Origin of the sequence: Empedobacter falsenii (genome assembly GCF_019308355.1) — a bacterium.
Lineage (GTDB): Bacteria > Bacteroidota > Bacteroidia > Flavobacteriales > Weeksellaceae > Empedobacter > Empedobacter falsenii_B.
On the sequence record NZ_JAAGKM010000025.1, the window covers coordinates 1 to 17,889 of the forward strand.

Consider the following 17,889-nt stretch of genomic DNA (forward strand, 5'->3'; position numbering starts at 1 on the left):
AATTTGATAAGAAAGAGTTGAGTCTTAATCAGAATATGAGATTATATAGCTCTGAACTCGTTATAGTGTACTCAAACTCTTTTCTCTTCTTTTTATACTACAATTTAAGATTTTCAAATCTAAAGGATTTTGTTAATTCGAAAATTTTTTCTTTAAATTGAATGGGCGTATAATTTTGCCACTTGTTTTCTTTCTTAAATTCTAAAAATTTTTCAGGTAATTCATTGAAATTAGCATTAAGTAAAAAGTCAAATAATCTTTTGTTTGAATATTTCATTTTATGTGTGGTTTTTTTATTTTTTAATTATTTGTATAACAAACTCTTAGTTGTTGAATGTAAAAAGTGTAAAAATTGTTCATTCTGATCTTTTAGTGCTTTTTCATCAGGTAGGAGTAATAATGATTTTATCTCAGGAAGACATAGATAGTTGTGAATAGAGCCGACTAATAAGCAATATAAATTTTCAGATTTAGCAGGATTAAATTTGTTTTCTATTTCGCCTTGCTTTATTATATTTCTTAAACCGTTAATCGTTTTTGTTTTAAACAGCATTATTTTATCCTGAAAAAGAGCACTTTTTGATTTTCCCTGTTCTTGTAAGAAGATGTGGGTTAATTGCCAGTTTTCCATACATATATGAAAAAAAGTTTGTAGGGCATAATCGATTTTTTCGGACGGATCTGTTATCTGGTCTATTTGATTTTTCATTTTGTTAAAGGACCCAATAAAATCATCAATCACATCGAGTAAGAGCATTTCTTTTGAACCAAAATAATAGGAAATCATAGAGACATTGATAGTTGCCTTTTCTGCAATATCTCTTGTCGTGACAGATTCAAATCCATACATCGCAAAAAGCAAAGTAGCTTCACTTTTTATTCGGTTTTTGGGAGAATCGGTTGCTGTTGATTTAGTTTGTCCTCGATTCATAATAACATACAATCAAACGTTTGATTACAAAATTATGATGAATTACAATATAAAAACAGAACTTAAAGTGGGTAAAAAATGTTTATAAGTAGGATTTTATTAGATGTTTAGATGTAAAATAAGTAAATAAATGTTTAATCAGGAGGTTAAATTATTTTTTTCTGAATTGAGAAGGACTTATGCGTTCGTGCCTTTTAAAAAAATGACCAAAGGTATAACTGTCACTAAATCCTAATTCAGTAGCAATTTGATAAATACTTTTATCGGTGTCGAGAAGAATGGCTTTTGCTTCTTTAAGTTGGAATTCTAAAATTATTTGACTGGCTGTTTTTCCAATAACATTTTTCACTGTTTCTGATAAATGCCTAACGGTTAAACACTGTTTGTCGGCATAGAATTTTACATTTTTTTCTTTTTTAAAATTTTCTTCAACATTTCTTAAAAAGGTTAACGAAATGAGTTCTTTTCTGGAAACTTTTTTTGAACTCTTTGCTGTTTCACCTACATAATTCGCAATAGATTGTATCAATCCAGAAAAAACAGTCTCAATTATTTCTTTACTGTTTTTATAGTTATTTGAATTATCTGAAAGACTTTTTAGTAATGGGGCAAAATTAAAGAGTTCATTAAGCTGTAGCTCATTTAAGAAAAACTGCCTTTCCAAATTCTCTTTAAAAAATGTATAAATATGAAGGCTATTTATTTTCTGACTGATACTCTCGATAAATTCTCTGGTAAATGATATTACATAACATTCAATATCATCGCTTATATGAGAAAATTGGTAAGCCGAATAGCTGTCCATAAATGCTAAAACCGGTTCATTTATTTCTATTGTATTCAATCTTTTTTCATAGACAATATGTCCTTTTTTCAAAATGAAAAATGAGGAGTTTTGAGGATAAAATGGTCTGTCGAGGATTAGTTTTTTTCTATATTCTTTACCGTTATAAACAGTTATACCAAAATTATTCATCTTTCAATTATTAAAAATTTTATAGCCTATCTCTCTATTTTGATTTATTATTGGTGACCTAGTAGGTATTTACCTTTTTATCTACAAAAAGTATTCGGTGTAATTTCTTAATAAATTGCCTTTCGAGATAAAGCATAGACAAGTTTTTTATCTATCTGAGTTTTTTATTATTGTATGATGTTCTATTTCTGTGAAAATAGCATTTCTAATTAATCTTCATCTTGAATATTTTTGTAATATTCTTCTTTTAGATCTTCGATTTTGTCTTTCAGTTCTTTTTTTAATTTTCCTGGAAGAGTTTTAAGTTTCTTTAATTGGAAAGACAACACAATGGCACTGATACCAATAGATATAAACGATAATGCCGTTATTACTACAAGCGAAATGCCTGTAAAAATAGGATTAGCAATTAGTAAAAAAGAAAAAATAATTCCCAGAACACTTAAAATAGCAAGATTTCCCCATTTCATTATACCGTAATTTTTCAATTCGAAAGCAAAACCTAATCCTTGAAAAGAACGAAACAACAAGCTGAAACCAATAAAGAATGGTAAAGTTGTAGCGGCAACAGCGGGTTTAATAACCAAAAGTAAACCTATCAATAAACTGAAAATTCCGCTGGCAAGATACCAACCCCAACCTTCTAATTCGCTTCGGTTTTGGATAGAAAACAAAGTTTCTAAGATACCCGAAAACAAAAACGATAAACTAAAAAGGATTACCAATGAAAAGTAAGTTGCTTCGGGAACAGTAAATAAATAACCGCCCAAAACGATAAATAATACACCGATAATTGCTGGTACATACCAATGTTTTACGGTGTTGCGAATGCTTTTAAAAAATGTTGCCATAATAAAAATTTTTAGTTGTTATAAATTGTGTTGTTATTATAAATTAATAAAGCAATATCTGAGTATTGAAGTAAATTTTTACTGTGATTGATTTTGAATATTCTTTGCCAAAAACTTAAATCTCTATGAATGATAGAAAGTATTTGTGTGTTTGTGTTGTAAGCATATTCCATTAAACCAATTTCAATATTTTCTTTGTTAATTACATCAATAATTAGATTATTTTCTTTGAAATTTACTAGCCATTTATCAACTTTTGCTTTCACCATTTCCGTTTCTTCTATTGATTTTATAATGTGTACAAAATTAATTTTGTAACCATATTGCGCTGTTTTTTCAAATAATCTTTTAATAATTGGAATTTCGGTATCATTCAACATAACGGCAACAGACAAACTATTGCTGTTTACAAAAGTTGCTTTCTCCGGAATCGCCAATATCGGGATAGAACAATTATTGATTAAATTTTCGGTATTAGAACCAAATAGTTTTTTATCAACCGTATTTGCCCCGGATGTTCCCATAATCAATAAACTAATATCGTTATCGTCAATATAGTTTAACACCACTTCCAAGAAAGGGCCGTTTTCTAGGTGAAATTCTACCGGAACGTCTTTTTGATGATATTCTTTGGCTATTTTTTCTAATTTTCCTGCTTCAGCTCTAAATTTTCCCCATTCTTCTTTTTCTAAATTATTTTTGTAAGCATTAGCCATCGCATGTACTTGCATTTCTTCTACTTCATCTTTTGCCTCCATAATAGCAGTAATATGTAGAATGTGAATTTCTGCCTTTGTTTTTTCTGCAACAGATAATGCATACACAAAAGCATTTTGAGCTACTTTTGAGAAATCGGTTAAAAAAAGTATTTTTTTCATTTATTTTCTCTTTATTTTTTTAAGACAATTTGTATCCTTTTACCTAATTTCCTCTTATTCTTTTTCGCAATAAAACCACTCTTCTAAAATTAAATTTTCCGTAAGAATGAGTGAATATATACAGTAGTATTGGCAGCAATAACCAAATTAAAGAACCCAATACTATTTTAGAAGAAGCCATTACGGCATTTAAACTTATATTTTGATATATCGCCATTCCGTTAGGAATTAATCCCACATCTAACTGATTAGACATATCGCTCAAACTTTGCCATTGTGCTTGGTAAGAAGCCCAACTGAGAATGGCACTTCCAATGGCAGCTCCTAAAAACGAACGTACTGCAATCAAGATGCCCATCATCCCAAGAAGTAAGTCCATAGATAAATTGAGAGACGCATAAAACCATACGCCTATAAAAAGTATGCCCATTCCCAAACCTTTGATAATCATTGCATATTCTAAATATTCAATATTCATATTGGGTTGAATAATTGCGTATAAAATATAAGAGTGCAACGCAAAAGCAACAAAACCAGAAGCGATATAATATTTAATTGGCCATTTGTTTTTGAAACCAAAGAATGCCATAATTCCCGAAATTATAATCCCAGGAACCATCCATAAATTAGTATGTGCATTTACCAAATTATTATACCCTAATACACCAACTGCATATTGAGTATAAACCGATGTACTTGCCATATAAACCCCTAACAACAAGAGTAAAACTGTTGCATGAATAACGTTAGGACGTTTGAATACTTTGAAATTAATCAGCTTTCGTTTTAAGAAATTTTGACGGTAAATCAACAAACCAAAAAGTACTAATCCGCCAAGTAACGAAGCGTTAATCCAAGGCGAAATAAACCAGCCTTGTTGTTTCATAAACACAAAAGCATAATTGAAACACATAAACGAAGCTGCAAACAAGACCAAGGAAAGCCAATCGATTTGATACAAAGGCATTTTAAAACAAAAGCGTTGGTTGTGCTGAAAAATTTGCGACAATGCAGCTACTACCAGCATTACAGCTGCCATCATAAAATAAGGTGATTGCCAACTTCCGTTGAAAACCAAAGTCGAGAAATAATAAGCAGAAACCTGCGATAAAACAATGGTTAGTGGATAAAAAACCGAATAAAATCTTCCGTTATCTCCCGTAGGTGCAATGATAAACATTAAGGGCAAAAGCATTTCAATCATCGGAAACATTTTAAAAAACCCGATAAAAAAACTACAAACCACCAAAATCCAAGGATTTTCTGTTGTGCCACACATATACAATAAAACTGCAATAAGAATAGCACAGGTGGTAATAATTTCTTTACTACGAAAACGCATTTTTACCCGTAACACGATAAATATGGAAGTACCCATACCAATTGCTCCAGCATTATTTGCCAAAGAAATATATTCCGTATAGGTTGCCATTGCACCCGAAACATCGGTAATCGTACTAACATACACACCCGAAACGGTCAGTGTTGCAAATATAATTACAAGTATAAGCAATAGCATCAACGGCTTGGGTACCCAACTTGCAAATGGACCTTTGTTATACATAATTTATTTTTGAGATTTTATAATCTTCTATTTCAATGTTACTTCGAGGTTCATACCGGCACGAAGTTGTTCTAAATCTTCGGGTTTATTCTCTTTTGTAAATTCAATACGAACGGGTAGTCGTTGTTGAACTTTTACAAAATTTCCAGTTGAATTATCCAACGGAACAGCCGAATATTTGGCACCTGTTGCTCCGGAAATGGCAGTGATTTTTCCTTCAAAGACTTTTCCTCCAAGGGCATCAACTTTAATTTTTGCAAGACCTCCAATCTTCACATTTTCCATTTGTTTTTCACGGTAATTTGCAGTAACCCAAATGTTTTTGCTATCTACAATGGTTGCTACTTGCTGACTTGGATTTAATAATTGTCCGATATTTATCGTTCTTCTTCCCATAATTCCATCGTGAGGAGCTGTGATTACGGTATAAGATAAATTCAGTTTTGCCATTGCCAATGCGTTTTCGGCACGTTTGATTTCTGCTTCGTTCAATCCTAATTTTGCTTGTACTTCATTCACCGACAATTCGCTTGTTGTTTTTGAATTGATAACCGATTGGTATTGCGAAATCTGTGCTTCCAATTGTGCTTTTTGTGCTTCAAAATCAGTTTTCATTTGGTCAAATTGCTGACGAGTAACCGCTTCATCTGCCAATAAATTTTTGTATCGATTAAAATTTTGCTCAGCATTCCACAGTCGTGCTTTTGCTGCATCCATGTTTGCTTTTGCTGCTTGTACGTTTGCACCCATTGTATTCACGTTGTTTGATGCCGTTTTTACCGAACTATTGGTTGCATTTAGCGAAGCCATTGCCGACATATACGCCGCTTCTGCTTGCCCAAGTTGGGTTTGAATTTCTCTATCGTCTAAGATGAGTAGCGTATCGCCTTTCTTTACAAATTGGTGTTCTGTAAAACGGATTTCTTTGATATAGGCAGAAACACGGGTATTAATCGGGTTAATAAAAGCCTCAACCTGAGCCGCATTGGTGAACTTATCATTACCCACATTAAAGTATGATTTCACAACAAAGTAGAAACCAATAGCAACCAAAATCAATACTAAAAGATTGACGATATTCAATTTCTTTTTAGGTTTTTTCTTAGTTTTATTTTGAGGTTGAACCGTTTCCGTTTGTGGAGTTTGCTCGTTATTCTCTATGTTTTCTGACGAATTGTTTTCTGTATTTTGTGACATCTTATTTCTTATTGTTTAATTTGATGATTATAGATTTCCGCTTTCTTTTAGCAATTTGTAATAGGCATAAATGATATTAATTTCTGAATTGGAATACTGTAATTCTGCATCTAATTTGGCATTACTAGCATCTAACAAATCCAGCAAAATTGCCAATTGATTGTTGTATTTGCTATTCATAATACGATAGTTTTCGTCTGCCAATTCGGTATTGGTTTTTAGCGTATTGTTTTGCGTAAGCGACTCATTGAATTTGATATAAGCTGCATTTACAGCCACATCAATCATTTGTCGGGCTTCATTGGCTTGAGCAATGGCTTTGTCTTTTTCAAACTGTGCTTGTTTTACTTTTTTTGGCGATTTGTATAACGCATCAATATTAAAATTAAGAGCCAATCCAGCACTCCAACCATTAGAATACATATCAACAACAGGCGATGTTGTGGTAATTGGTCGAGCCAATTTATTCCCTGCAAAAGCTGATAGTGAAGGCATCATTTCTGCCTTTGCTATTTTTTGTGAAGTTTCATAAATATCGATGGTTTTTTCGGTCATCAAAACCGTTGGATGATTTTCAACTAACGTTCTATAATCATCGAGTTGTAAAACCGTAGGAATTTGCTCTATAACCGATTGATCAATCAGAATTTGAGTGGTATCGGGCAAACCCAAAGCAGTGGTTAACTGTTTGTTTAAAATCTGACGGTTATTTTCAACCACCTGCAAAGCGAGCTTCAGGTTAGAAAGTTGTAATTCTCCACGAATCACATCATTTCGGGTAACCATTCCTTGATTATAAAATTTATTGCTATTTGCCAATCGCTGTTCTGCTAACTGAATATTTTGTGCATAAACCGCTTTTTGATTGTCTAATTTGTATAAATCTAAATAGTAGCCCAATACCAAAAGTTTGATGCTTTGTTCGTTAGATTGATAATTCAATTGCATCAATTCCTCTTTAAGCGATTGCGCTTTAATGCTGTTTTTTACGGTTCCTCCTTTCCAAAGTAATTGAGAAGCATCAACAGTGAAAGAGTTCCCAAAATGAGGCATCTCAACCTTTGTCGAATTAGAAAAATCTTTATCAATAACGTAAGAATCGCCTATATAATACGCCTGTAAACCTGTGTTAAGACTTGGCAACATGGCATTTTTGGCAACATCTACACCTTGCGAAGCGATAGAAATATCGGCTTTAGAAACGGCAAGATTGGGGTGATTTTCTTTGGTGAGTTCAAACAACTCCTCGATGCTAATCTTTTTTTCTGTAATTTGTTGTGCGTGAATGGTGGTGGTTGTTAAAACACCAATACATACCATCGCAATTAAGGGTTTCATTTTCATTTGTAATTTAAGTTTGCTGTAATACTGTTTGAATTCAAACTATTTAGATAAAAAAATAGAATTATCTATTCTCTTATGGTGTTAAAAAACTTTTTTAAGTACTACTGTTGTTCTTTCAAGTTCCTCATCGGTAACATCTGTTTGAAAGGATATATACATTTCTTTTAAAATTGGAATTAACTTTTGTTGATAAGCCTCTCCTTCCGAAGTTAAGGCCACCAAATTATTGCGTCTGTCGTTTGGATCTGGGTTACGTTGTACCAAACCTCTTGCAGTCATATTATCAATCAAAGAAGTAATGCTGGCTTTGTTTCGGTTGGTTTTATCGACAATATCTTGTTGTTTAATATTGTCTTTTTCCCAAAGAATATGCAACACTTCTAGCATTTCGATGGTAACATCAATGTGATGCTCTTTCATTTTTTTTGAAAAGTGATTGCGAACGACCTTGCGAATATCTCGTATAGTATCTATTAAAGATAAAATACTAGCAATGTCTTTTTGATCTTTTAATTTCATAGGACAAAGATATAAATAAAACAGTTTAATATCAAACTATTTTTGTTTGAAATTATGCCTTCATATACATGTGATCCACATTTATGAAAAATATACAACTTTTTAAGATAATAAATTACCAAATCAGATAGTAAAATTAAATAAACAAAGGAGCATAATAGGATAATTTTTAGTCAGGTAAAATTAATTATTGGTACCGTTAAAAATCAATATATCATCTATTAAAATTAGAATAGGTTTCATAATTAATTTAGGTTAAAAAAATGCCCCAAATGTGTCTGAATCTGATTTCTTTTTTCAACAAAATATTGTTCACTAGTTTTGATAATTGCTGCGAGCCGTTTAAAGTAGGTAGACACATTCATTGCTTAATCTGTTTCTTACTAATATTTCAGCAATTACGTTAGAGTGAGACATAGTCCCTTCAATAGTTGGAATCCTTATTGGAACTGATACTAAAATCGAATTATCAAAATATAATTTTTCCTTAAAATACATTTATACATTATTTAAATTTAAAAGACCATTATTATAAGTAAGCGTTACTCTCATATTTTAAGTTAATCTTCCAATTCAAAAACATCTGCCAAATCGTATCCAACTGTGGTTTTGCTTTTTACTGTTGCAAATGTAGGGCAGCATCATTCACTCAAAAAAATCTTTTTGGGTTTCTATAAAAATTCTTTCCGCCTTGCTCCAACAATTTTTCCAGACACTCCTAAACTCTCAGAGCAAAAAGATTTCAAGCCCGATTCAAAACTTGTAAGCAATTACGGGAATTGAATCGGGTTTTGTGTGCCTGATGCTGTCCTGTAATCATCGGCAAAGAAAAAGCCGGAACCTCAGTTATACGAATCAATTTAACAGCAGACGTTCTTTGACATCAACGAAAAAATTAACAAAAACAATAAAGACAAATAATGCTTTTCTCAAAAAGAAAAGAAAAAAAAGAAGCCGAGTGTCCTCGATACCAAATCAATTCACTCGAAAATTTCAACCAACAATAAACTAAAAAATTAACAAAATAAATCGAAAAATTATGAACACAATCGTAGGCAGAATTACAAGAAATGCAGAAATCAACACATTAGCAAATGACAAACAGGTCGTTAATTTTTCAGTAGCAACCAACGACAGCTACAAAACCAAGCAAGGCGAACGCAAAGAACAAACCACCTATTACAATTGCTCATATTGGATAAATGCCAAGATAGCAGAATATCTTACCAAGGGAACTTTAGTGGAACTATCGGGAAGAATCAGCAGTAATGCGTGGATAGGCAAAGACGGAGAAATAAAGTCGGGATTAAACTTCAATACTTCACGGATAAAATTTCACGGAAGCGGACAGAAATCACAAAATTACAATGAACCAACCGAAACCTCTAATGTTTTTACAGAAGAAACAGAGGACGATTTACCATTTTAAAATTCAGAAATATGGAAGCACAATTCAATTTTCAAGTTAAACACAGAAACACTGAAATAGATTGGGAAGATGTAGCCGTAGGTTATCAAATCTTTTGCGACAGAACCACCGCAGTACGCTATGCGAGAAGAATCTCAAAAATTTTTCAATCTGAAATCCGAATGACCGAGGGAACTAATCCTTTCAAAACAAGCGGTACTTACATTTACGAAAAAGCAGAACCTTTAAAAATCAAAAATTATGGCAAACTGGTGCAGTAATACAGTTGTTTTCGAGGGAAGTCCCGAAGCAATTGAACAAATGAAATGGTTGTTTCATGCAATGGCAACCAAAGAACAGCAGGAACAAAAAGGGCAACTTCCCGAGTGGGTAAATCAACACAATGGCGGATATTTCTTCGATTTGTATTCTGATGACAATAATACAGAAGTATTTCAGTATCAAACCAAATGGTCGCCAAATATTGAAATCGTACAAGAAATAGCAGAACATTACAAAGTAGATTTTGTGCAGGATTACGAAGAAATGGGCAATCTTGTCTACGGAAAAGCAAGGTACTACAACGGAATACTTCAAGACATCTATCTCGAAGATGAAGATTTTGAGCAGTACGAATATGACGAAGAAACCGATAATTACCACTTTGAGGGCGAGACCTATAACAGCGATGCAGAAATCTTGGAAATTCTTTTAGAACGAAAAATCAACGGTCAATTATCTAAAATTGACCATCAACCGACAACAATCAACTAAACTAATATGCAGGCCAATTTTTTCAGACAACTCGCAAAAATAAATCTTTCGGGAGATTTGCAAATCACGCTTCGCCCGACCACAGAAAACAGTTTTGTCCTTTCTGTATTGCTCAATAATGAGCAATGTGGGGATGAAGCAAGAAAGCTCATTCCGCCTTTGAATCTTCGGGGAACAGCCGAAGAACTCGACAACGGATTTTTTGAAACCATTTCCGTACCGTTACAGACCGCTTCGGGATTAATGGTGGATATGGAAACCTTTATGAAACAGCTTGAAGAAGCTAAAAAGCAATCCGCAATGGAAAAGGAAAAAGCGGACAGGGAAAAAAAGGAAAAGGAAGCCAAAGCGAAAAAATACAAGGAAGCGTTCCAAAAAGCCGAAGCACTTGAAAAAGAGGGCAAATACAAAGAAGCGTGGTCGGCACTTCCCAAAATATCGGAAAACCCCGATTTTGCCGAAGCTATTCGCAAAAAGCAGGATGAATACGAAAGTCATTTCGCCCATAATCTTTTTTCAGAAACTCCAACCGAAGTCTAATCTTAAAAATCAGAACAATGTTATTAGCAACACAATTAGAAAGGGTTTTTATCCTCAAAGACAACGGACAGGAAATTCGTTTGACAGACCCCGAACCCAAATGGAGCGTAGAAGCGGTTATGAATTTTTATGCCAATAATTACCCGATTTTAACCACCGCTAAAGTTTCCGCACCAAAAATTGAAGATGATACCGTTCAATACTTATTTGAAAGCATAATGGGAACAAAAGGATAATTTAAAACCGTAAACAATGGAATATGCAACACAATATTATATCGGGAGCAATCAGCGTTCCCGAAGAACAGCAACAACGAAGATTACACCGACAGTTGGGAGAGTTCGCAAAGTGGCTTCAAAAACCGAAAACAGCGAACGAGATACGGAAAGACAAGCAGAAATCCGTACCAATAGCAATGCTTCCAATGGTTTTCTAAAGTGCCGATTTCTACCGAAACAGGAAGAAATATCAACCATACAAGATTGTAAAATAATTGCAAGAACAGAGAGGGATTTTTATAAATCCCTTTCCAATTTTGCCCGACAATACAATATTGAACCAATGCAGACCAAAGATTTTAATTTTCCCTATAATATGGCTTTGGCAATGTGGGATATAGAAAACAAAGTGAAGTACACCAATGAAGATTGGAAAAGTTTTAAGCTCATTCGGAACAATAAGAAAATCCATTTTGCGAAAGAGGAACGATATTATACAGGAACATCTCTTTATTATGTTCCCATTGTACCGCTTTTTCAAATGCTCCACGACAAGAGTTGTAAAAAGAACGCCCAACTATTACTTTCGGTTTGCAGTTATCTGTATCACATTGTAGATGTTCCTTATTACAGAAGACAGGAAAGCTATCTGTATTGGATATACGAAATGCACGAAGATTGGATAGAACAGGGTGATGAAGCGGAAGAAGATATACAGGAGTTCAGGCGTGAATTTATAATATCGAAAACCATAGGCGACAAAATAGAGCAGAAGTTGTATAACCGGAAGAATCTGGAAATGTTTGAACAGCGTTTGAACCATTTTGAAAGTCACACCGATTTTGACCGCAATTGCTATAAAGTTGCTTCCGATGCCTTTGCTCTTTATACGGAATATCCGAAAACATCAATTTTCAGAAATCAGCCAACTCCCGATAAAAACCCATATTTTGATGATGAGAATAAATCAATCGGAATGGAAATGTATATTTCTTTTGTTGCTGATACCAAAGGTAACCTGTATAACAACATTGAAGAAAGTATTAATGCAGAGTTCAACGAATACGGAAGTGTCGAAGAACCTACTGTTTATACTCCCATTAACGAAACCGCAATTATCAAAGCTGATTTTGATTTTGAAAACCGTCTGTTTACCCTAATGGATGATTTATACAAAGTATTAGCTATTTAAAACAACAAAACAAAAATGAATGATATAATTGATACAGCCGAAGACTTCGGAACATTGTATGAACCAAAGTCCGCATTGGTTTTTTATGAATCCTTAGATAATAATGAAACAATGTATGTAGAGCATTTTGATATGGACAGAAACGGAAATCCAATCAATGCCCACCCTTTGACCGTAAACGAAGCCAGAGCATTGGCAAAGTCTTTACATTCCGATGAAGAAAAAGACAAAACTTTTCTAAAGCAAAAAGGAATTTTGCCTACCCATATTCTGAATATCAATCCGAGCCAAAACGGTTCAGTGATTTGGTACACTAATGCACAGCTAAGACAAATGTACTTTGTGAAAAATCTGGAAATTTCTAACGGAACAGCGGAAGTTCCTGCAATGCTTTGGTATGCCGATAAAGAAAACCTTTCCGTATTTGCATTGGCAAATGACAATAGACCAACCGAAAGAACACCATTGTACTACTCCCCATTTTTCAATGTGTATGAAGATGGCAAGGTATGTATGGGAACAGTAGATGTCCATATCAAAAATTCGGTTTCGGTAGAAGAATTTACAAAGGCGTGGGAAGATTATTTTTTCAATTCCTATTTCAGTCATTTATTGGACAATTATAATCCGATAAAAGGGAACTGTGTAAACCTTTGGAAGAAATTAATTGAAACAAAAGAAACCTATCCTGTCAAAACATTGAAAAAGAATAATAAAATCCTTAAAAACCTATTACGATGAATACAGAAAATGAAACATTCAGAACCAAAGTCCACTTTACGGACAACGAGTTGCTCAATCCTGCCAATCCGATTTCGGTAAACCTAATCGGAGCAGGAGGAACAGGTTCAAAAGTCTTGACCGCTTTAATGGAAATGAACCACAGCCTGATTGAATTACGACACGCAGGATTGCAGGTTCGTCTGTGGGATGATGATAGTATCACAAGCGCCAATTTAGGAAGACAACGTTTTGCGGAATGCGAAACAGGATTATATAAATCCGTTGCTCTAATCAATCGTGCCAACCGTTGGGCAGGTACAAACTGGAAAGCTGAAACCGTAAAATATGAAAAAAACAGTTTTGGCAGATTGCCAGACAATGCAAAAGCAATGATTACCATTACCTGTGTGGACAGTGTAAAAGCAAGGTTCGGTGTTGCTGAAATTCTGAAAGAAAAAGACAATTACAGGAATTACAGCAATGAACCGAGATATTGGTTAGACTTTGGCAATAGTAAAGATATAGGGCAAGTATTGTTATCTACCGTAGGAAATATTCGACAACCCAATTCTAATAAATACGAAACGGTTGGAAATCTCCCTTTTGTTACGGAAGAGTTTAGAGAACTGTTGCAACAATCCGAAACCGAAGATGATATGCCGAGTTGCTCACTTGCAGAAGCATTGGAAAAGCAGGATTTATATATCAATTCTACTTTGGCACAAATGGGATGTTCTCTTTTATGGAACTTATTCCGCAACGGACTGACCGAAAACAGGGGATTCTTTCTTAATCTGAAAGATTTCAGAACCCAACCCATAAAAGTCGCCCGATGAAAATTCGGGCGGCAAAAATGCAATTCCTCCCTGTGGTCGGAATCGCATTTTTGCTGTTTAAAGCGGATGCAACCTCTTATCAAAATATTTTTCCTGTACTTTTCCTTTGGATTTTTTTGAAAAGAAGTTGCGGGCTATTTAGTACAGTAATGAAGTTACTGTTTTTTTAGATTATCAATTTTCTGCATTAATTCTTCATAATGTATTTGTGAATGACATTCTGCACAAACAGAAATTAAATCTTCTAACTTTTCATTAAAAATATTTTTATAAGTTAAATGATGTGCGTGAAATGCCGGTCTGCTTTTACATTTGGTACAGGTATATCCATCTCTTTTGAAAACCATTTCTCTTTTTGCTCTCCATTCAGGAGATTCCAGATACTTATGATATTTTCCTTTGGGTGAACTCAAATAATTAGAATATGATACACTCTCATATATAAGTTTTTTATCAAAGTTTACCTTTTCTCTCCATTCTTCAAAATATTCAGAATCAAACTCTCCGCGAATATCAATATCAGATGTATATTTCACAGGGAAATTTCTTTTAGCTCCTCCACAATTTTTACATTGCTCATATAATCTGAAATTTGGAAAAAATTTAACGTCATTAACAACAATTTTGTTAGGGTTTCGACAACACTCGTCAGAACGTTTTATTTCTTCATACTCACAATTTTTACATCTATAAATATCGTGATATTCAGCTTCGTAGTATTTTTCAAGAATACCATTTTTACATCTGCTACAATCCATAAATTTTAATTTTACTGTGGAAAGATAATCAGCATCGATTGCTTATTGGCAGACCATCAGTTCGTTTTCAGTATGCAAAAATACAAATCCCGTTTCTGCTCAAAAAAATCTTTTTGGGTTTCTAAAAAAATTCTTTCCACAAGCTTCAACAATTTTCCCAGACACTCCTGAATCCTGCGGACAAAAAGATTTCGCAGCCTTCATTCCAATGCTTCCATTTCGGTTTTGGCTGAAACGGAATTTCTATCGTCAAAAAGCAATGAAAAACGACACACAGGTCAGACAAAAAAGCAAAGCGTTCTTTGACATTTCCGAAAATAATTAAAAAAATAGAATCATTAACAATTATAAATTTCAAAATATGAGAACTAAAAAAACAGAACAAATAGAATTTTTCAGTTTAGGAAACGGTATTTCGGTTTGCGATACCAACCGGGAAGTAAACGGAGATTATAAGAAAGTAGCTCACATATCAAAATACAGAGAAGTAAATTTTTTATGTCGGGTTTCAGATGAAGCAAAAAATAAGATACTGTACTACGCTGAAAGTGCAAATCCAAGAATTTCCATGACACAGGATGAACCTGTTTTCATCGAGAAAACATTCAGGTACAATGTTAATTTCAAAGAATTTAAAAAGGTCTGCTATGCCTATAATCTGGAACAGGCATTTACAGAAGCCGATGTATTTGCAAGAAAACATCAATTATCTTCAGACTTTACGATTGACGAAACAGAAAAGTTCGTAGAGAATCCCCCTTATTTCGGCATTAAAGAACCACTTTAAAAATGAGAAAATTAGAAATTAAAATACAGAACAAAAAAGGAAACGAGCCCAAATACAAAGCAAATTTGGGTTTTGTTTCCCCTTTAATGAATGCAGAACGTCTGTTATTGCCAAACCACAAAAAAATAAAATAGATACTTATCAAGCGAAAACGACTTTAAGCCAAGCCGAGAAAATGGTTGAAGGGCTACCCCTTTCAGCAGAAGAGTATCTCAATATTTTGAATATTGAAGGACTCAACGAATTTCCTCCTGAAAAGTTTCAGATTGTTCTAAAAACCATTGACGATTTTTTTAAATATCATGGATATCCAAAAAATGAATATCCGCTCAGGGTATTCTATGGCTTTAAAAAACTGACGAAAAAAATAGTAAAAAAACCTTCTGTAATAATCCTTTATGAGAATGGATGCTCACGATTAAATGATAAATATGTTCATAGAGCAATGAAAGTTACTTATCAGAGATTACAGACAGATAAAGAAAAAGAGGATGCCAAATACAGTAACAGATTATTTTCAAAGTATGAATATTTTATCAATGAGAAAGTCTGGAAAGGTAATGTTGATGCAATTCTACGACATAATTTTTCTGCTGATAAAAATAATGTTCCGAAAGATGAAAGGGAGCATATAAGAGAACTTCTGAAAAAAGAAGTCTTCGATTTCTACGGAGATAAAGTTTCAAGATTTTTTCAATCATCATTTGATTTTTGAGGCTATGATTATTAGAGAATAAAAGAGAACACTATTTTATAGAAACCATTGAAACACTAAAGCAAATAAATTAAAAATTTCAATATGAAAACATTCACTCAAAAATTAGAAAATTTAAGAGAATCGGCATATCTGACCATAGTCAACCATTTAACCTTAATAGGAGAAGAAAGCTGTCACAGTCATCAGATTATTATTCCTGTCAGAAAGGAAAATTTGCAATTCAACCTCAATAATGGCAGGTGGTTAGAGGAAATCGGAAGTGTTATTATTGATAATGAAGGATACCAATACGGTTTATCCGTTCTTGATGATGAACAGCTATGCAGTATTACTGACCACATAATAGAGTTAGCAAAATAGACATTCAATAATCAGATATAAAACAACCCTTAATAATAAAAATTATGACAACAAAAAAATACAAAACAGAAACTCTTTTAAAGAGGTTGGAAAAATATGACGAAAAATACTATGAAGCAATCTGTAAACCGTCAAATATTGGTTTTGGCTATGGAATGCGGGCTTATCACGCATTAAAGGTTCAAAATCCACCAGAATGGAAAATCCGGGATAAAGCGGTATTGATCGCTGATGAACTCACAAAGCGAGGGGTAACATTCAGAACCAGTTATCTAAAGTTATCAAATTAATTACTATTAAATACCTACAAACAATATATATAATCTGATGAAATCAACACATTTAATTTTTAGCATAAGAATTAAACCTACATCAGTACAAAAACTTCCCGAGCCTTCTATAAATCATTTCTCCTGTCAGGTTCTTAAATCCCGATAGTGAATTCCTGAATTTATTGATTTTTCTCTCTTGAATATTTCTTTATTAAGTTTTGAGCAGGTAAGATACCACCGTATTTTTTGATTTTTCCATTTCTTATTCCCTTAAAAGCATTACGCCGTAGCTATTTCAGCTGACCTGTAGTTCGTTTTCAGTTTGCAAAAGTATAAATCCCATTTCTGCTCAAAAAAATCTTTTTGGGTTTCTCAAAAAATTCTTTTCACAAGCTCCAACAATTTTCCCAGACACTCCTGAATCCTGCGGACAAAAAGATTTCGCAGCCTTCACTCCAATTCTTCCATTTCGGTTTTGGCTGAAACGGAATTTCTATCGTCAGAAAGCAATGAAAAACGACACACCGGTCAGATAAAAAGCAAAGCGCTCATTGACATTTCCGAAAACAATTCAAAAAAACAAAAACAAGCGAACGGTGTCCCTCGTAGAAAACAATTATTAACAATTTAAAAATTTTAGATTATGAAAAATCCAAGTATTTCAGCAAATGAATTTTACAACGAGTTTATGGGAACCGAATCCTACTATTCCTATATGTTCGGAATAGTTCTGACAGATGGTGTGAAAACCATTGCAGACGAAGAAAAATGCTATTGGTTTCTGGATGCCATTGCATCTTATCAGTTTGAAGAAAAATTTAAAAAACAGGAATTCCAGATTTGGAAAATTGAAAGAATCGGAGGAACTAAGTTCAAACTATCCGCAACAGACGGAAATAATAAAGTCTTAGCTACCCAAGAAATTACATATTCCGATTTCTTTTTTCAGGAATTTACCATTTGGAAAGAAGATAAGGTGTTATTACTTCCAAGCGAACATTAATACCTACAAAACCTCACGATGTACAGGCTAATCGTGTTTT

General features: G+C 33.5%; 23 protein-coding genes. 13 read left to right on the forward strand and 10 right to left on the reverse strand.

Annotated features, from left to right (window positions below):
• Positions 1-97 precede the first annotated feature (97 nt).
• The 9 genes from G0Q09_RS10225 to G0Q09_RS10265 all read right to left on the reverse strand — a co-directional run bounded on the left by G0Q09_RS10225 (position 98) and on the right by G0Q09_RS10265 (position 8,260).
• The gene (locus G0Q09_RS10225; RefSeq protein WP_219034783.1) at positions 98-277 is read right to left on the reverse strand and encodes a hypothetical protein; all 180 of its coding nucleotides are present in this window, start codon (positions 275-277) and stop codon (positions 98-100) included.
• A 27-nt stretch (positions 278-304) separates the two neighbouring features.
• Positions 305-931 carry a TetR/AcrR family transcriptional regulator gene (locus G0Q09_RS10230; protein ID WP_219034784.1) on the reverse strand — a complete coding sequence of 209 codons (627 nt, stop codon included), beginning with the start codon at positions 929-931 and terminating at the stop codon, positions 305-307.
• Positions 932-1,082: 151 nt separating this feature from the next.
• Positions 1,083-1,907 (reverse strand): helix-turn-helix domain-containing protein, encoded by an 825-nt coding sequence (locus G0Q09_RS10235; RefSeq protein ID WP_219034785.1) that lies wholly within the window; start codon positions 1,905-1,907, stop codon positions 1,083-1,085.
• Between the two features lie 209 nt (positions 1,908-2,116).
• Positions 2,117-2,758, reverse strand: coding sequence for an HdeD family acid-resistance protein (locus G0Q09_RS10240; protein WP_219034786.1), 642 nt, complete (start codon positions 2,756-2,758; stop codon positions 2,117-2,119).
• Between the two features lie 11 nt (positions 2,759-2,769).
• Positions 2,770-3,636 carry a universal stress protein gene (locus tag G0Q09_RS10245; protein ID WP_219034787.1) on the reverse strand — a complete coding sequence of 289 codons (867 nt, stop codon included), beginning with the start codon at positions 3,634-3,636 and terminating at the stop codon, positions 2,770-2,772.
• A 43-nt stretch (positions 3,637-3,679) separates the two neighbouring features.
• On the reverse strand, positions 3,680-5,200 hold the full coding sequence (locus G0Q09_RS10250; protein ID WP_219034788.1) for an MFS transporter: 1,521 nt from the start codon (positions 5,198-5,200) through the stop codon (positions 3,680-3,682).
• Positions 5,201-5,227: 27 nt separating this feature from the next.
• Positions 5,228-6,397 (reverse strand): HlyD family secretion protein, encoded by a 1,170-nt coding sequence (locus tag G0Q09_RS10255; protein ID WP_219034789.1) that lies wholly within the window; start codon positions 6,395-6,397, stop codon positions 5,228-5,230.
• Between the two features lie 27 nt (positions 6,398-6,424).
• Positions 6,425-7,741 carry a TolC family protein gene (locus tag G0Q09_RS10260; RefSeq protein WP_257468187.1) on the reverse strand — a complete coding sequence of 439 codons (1,317 nt, stop codon included), beginning with the start codon at positions 7,739-7,741 and terminating at the stop codon, positions 6,425-6,427.
• An 81-nt stretch (positions 7,742-7,822) separates the two neighbouring features.
• A complete protein-coding gene (locus tag G0Q09_RS10265) occupies positions 7,823-8,260 on the reverse strand; it encodes a MarR family winged helix-turn-helix transcriptional regulator (protein WP_219034790.1) in 438 nt (145 codons plus the stop codon).
• 1,039 nt (positions 8,261-9,299) lie between these two features.
• On the opposite strand from G0Q09_RS10265, the gene G0Q09_RS10270 reads away from it, so the two are divergent.
• The 8 genes from G0Q09_RS10270 to G0Q09_RS10305 are packed head-to-tail and all read left to right on the forward strand — an operon-like array spanning position 9,300 to position 13,951.
• Entirely contained in the window at positions 9,300-9,689 is a 390-nt protein-coding gene (locus G0Q09_RS10270) for a single-stranded DNA-binding protein (RefSeq protein ID WP_219034791.1), read from the forward strand.
• A gap of 11 nt (positions 9,690-9,700) precedes the next feature.
• On the forward strand, positions 9,701-9,949 hold the full coding sequence (locus G0Q09_RS10275) for an addiction module toxin RelE (RefSeq protein WP_219034792.1): 249 nt from the start codon (positions 9,701-9,703) through the stop codon (positions 9,947-9,949).
• A complete protein-coding gene (locus G0Q09_RS10280; RefSeq protein ID WP_219034793.1) occupies positions 9,930-10,442 on the forward strand; it encodes a DUF1281 family ferredoxin-like fold protein in 513 nt (170 codons plus the stop codon). Before G0Q09_RS10275 ends, G0Q09_RS10280 begins: the two co-directional genes overlap by 20 nt.
• A 6-nt stretch (positions 10,443-10,448) precedes the next feature.
• The gene (locus G0Q09_RS10285) at positions 10,449-10,982 is read left to right on the forward strand and encodes a prtrc system protein e (protein ID WP_219034794.1); all 534 of its coding nucleotides are present in this window, start codon (positions 10,449-10,451) and stop codon (positions 10,980-10,982) included.
• A gap of 17 nt (positions 10,983-10,999) precedes the next feature.
• Positions 11,000-11,218, forward strand: a complete 219-nt coding sequence (locus G0Q09_RS10290) for a PRTRC system protein C (RefSeq protein ID WP_219034795.1) — start codon at positions 11,000-11,002, stop codon at positions 11,216-11,218.
• Between the two features lie 16 nt (positions 11,219-11,234).
• Positions 11,235-12,392 (forward strand): hypothetical protein, encoded by a 1,158-nt coding sequence (locus G0Q09_RS10295; protein WP_219034796.1) that lies wholly within the window; start codon positions 11,235-11,237, stop codon positions 12,390-12,392.
• Between the two features lie 15 nt (positions 12,393-12,407).
• Complete coding sequence (locus tag G0Q09_RS10300; RefSeq protein WP_219034797.1) at positions 12,408-13,133, forward strand: prokaryotic E2 ligase family D protein; 726 nt, start codon at positions 12,408-12,410, stop codon at positions 13,131-13,133.
• Positions 13,130-13,951, forward strand: coding sequence for a PRTRC system ThiF family protein (locus G0Q09_RS10305; RefSeq protein WP_219034798.1), 822 nt, complete (start codon positions 13,130-13,132; stop codon positions 13,949-13,951). The genes G0Q09_RS10300 and G0Q09_RS10305 overlap by 4 nt, the downstream gene beginning before the upstream one ends.
• 155 nt (positions 13,952-14,106) lie before the next feature.
• Here the strand turns inward: G0Q09_RS10305 and G0Q09_RS10310 are convergent, their stop codons facing one another.
• A complete protein-coding gene (locus tag G0Q09_RS10310) occupies positions 14,107-14,709 on the reverse strand; it encodes an HNH endonuclease (protein ID WP_219034799.1) in 603 nt (200 codons plus the stop codon).
• Between the two features lie 361 nt (positions 14,710-15,070).
• Here G0Q09_RS10310 and G0Q09_RS10315 point away from each other — a divergent pair, with 361 nt between their 5' ends.
• The 5 genes from G0Q09_RS10315 to G0Q09_RS10335 all read left to right on the forward strand — a co-directional run bounded on the left by G0Q09_RS10315 (position 15,071) and on the right by G0Q09_RS10335 (position 17,849).
• Entirely contained in the window at positions 15,071-15,496 is a 426-nt protein-coding gene (locus tag G0Q09_RS10315; protein WP_219034800.1) for a hypothetical protein, read from the forward strand.
• 175 nt (positions 15,497-15,671) lie between these two features.
• Positions 15,672-16,211, forward strand: coding sequence for a hypothetical protein (locus G0Q09_RS10320; protein ID WP_219034801.1), 540 nt, complete (start codon positions 15,672-15,674; stop codon positions 16,209-16,211).
• Positions 16,212-16,295: 84 nt separating this feature from the next.
• A complete protein-coding gene (locus G0Q09_RS10325) occupies positions 16,296-16,574 on the forward strand; it encodes a hypothetical protein (RefSeq protein WP_219034802.1) in 279 nt (92 codons plus the stop codon).
• Between the two features lie 44 nt (positions 16,575-16,618).
• Entirely contained in the window at positions 16,619-16,864 is a 246-nt protein-coding gene (locus G0Q09_RS10330; RefSeq protein WP_219034803.1) for a hypothetical protein, read from the forward strand.
• A 625-nt stretch (positions 16,865-17,489) separates the two neighbouring features.
• Complete coding sequence (locus G0Q09_RS10335; RefSeq protein WP_219034804.1) at positions 17,490-17,849, forward strand: DUF6876 family protein; 360 nt, start codon at positions 17,490-17,492, stop codon at positions 17,847-17,849.
• Positions 17,850-17,889 lie beyond the last annotated feature (40 nt).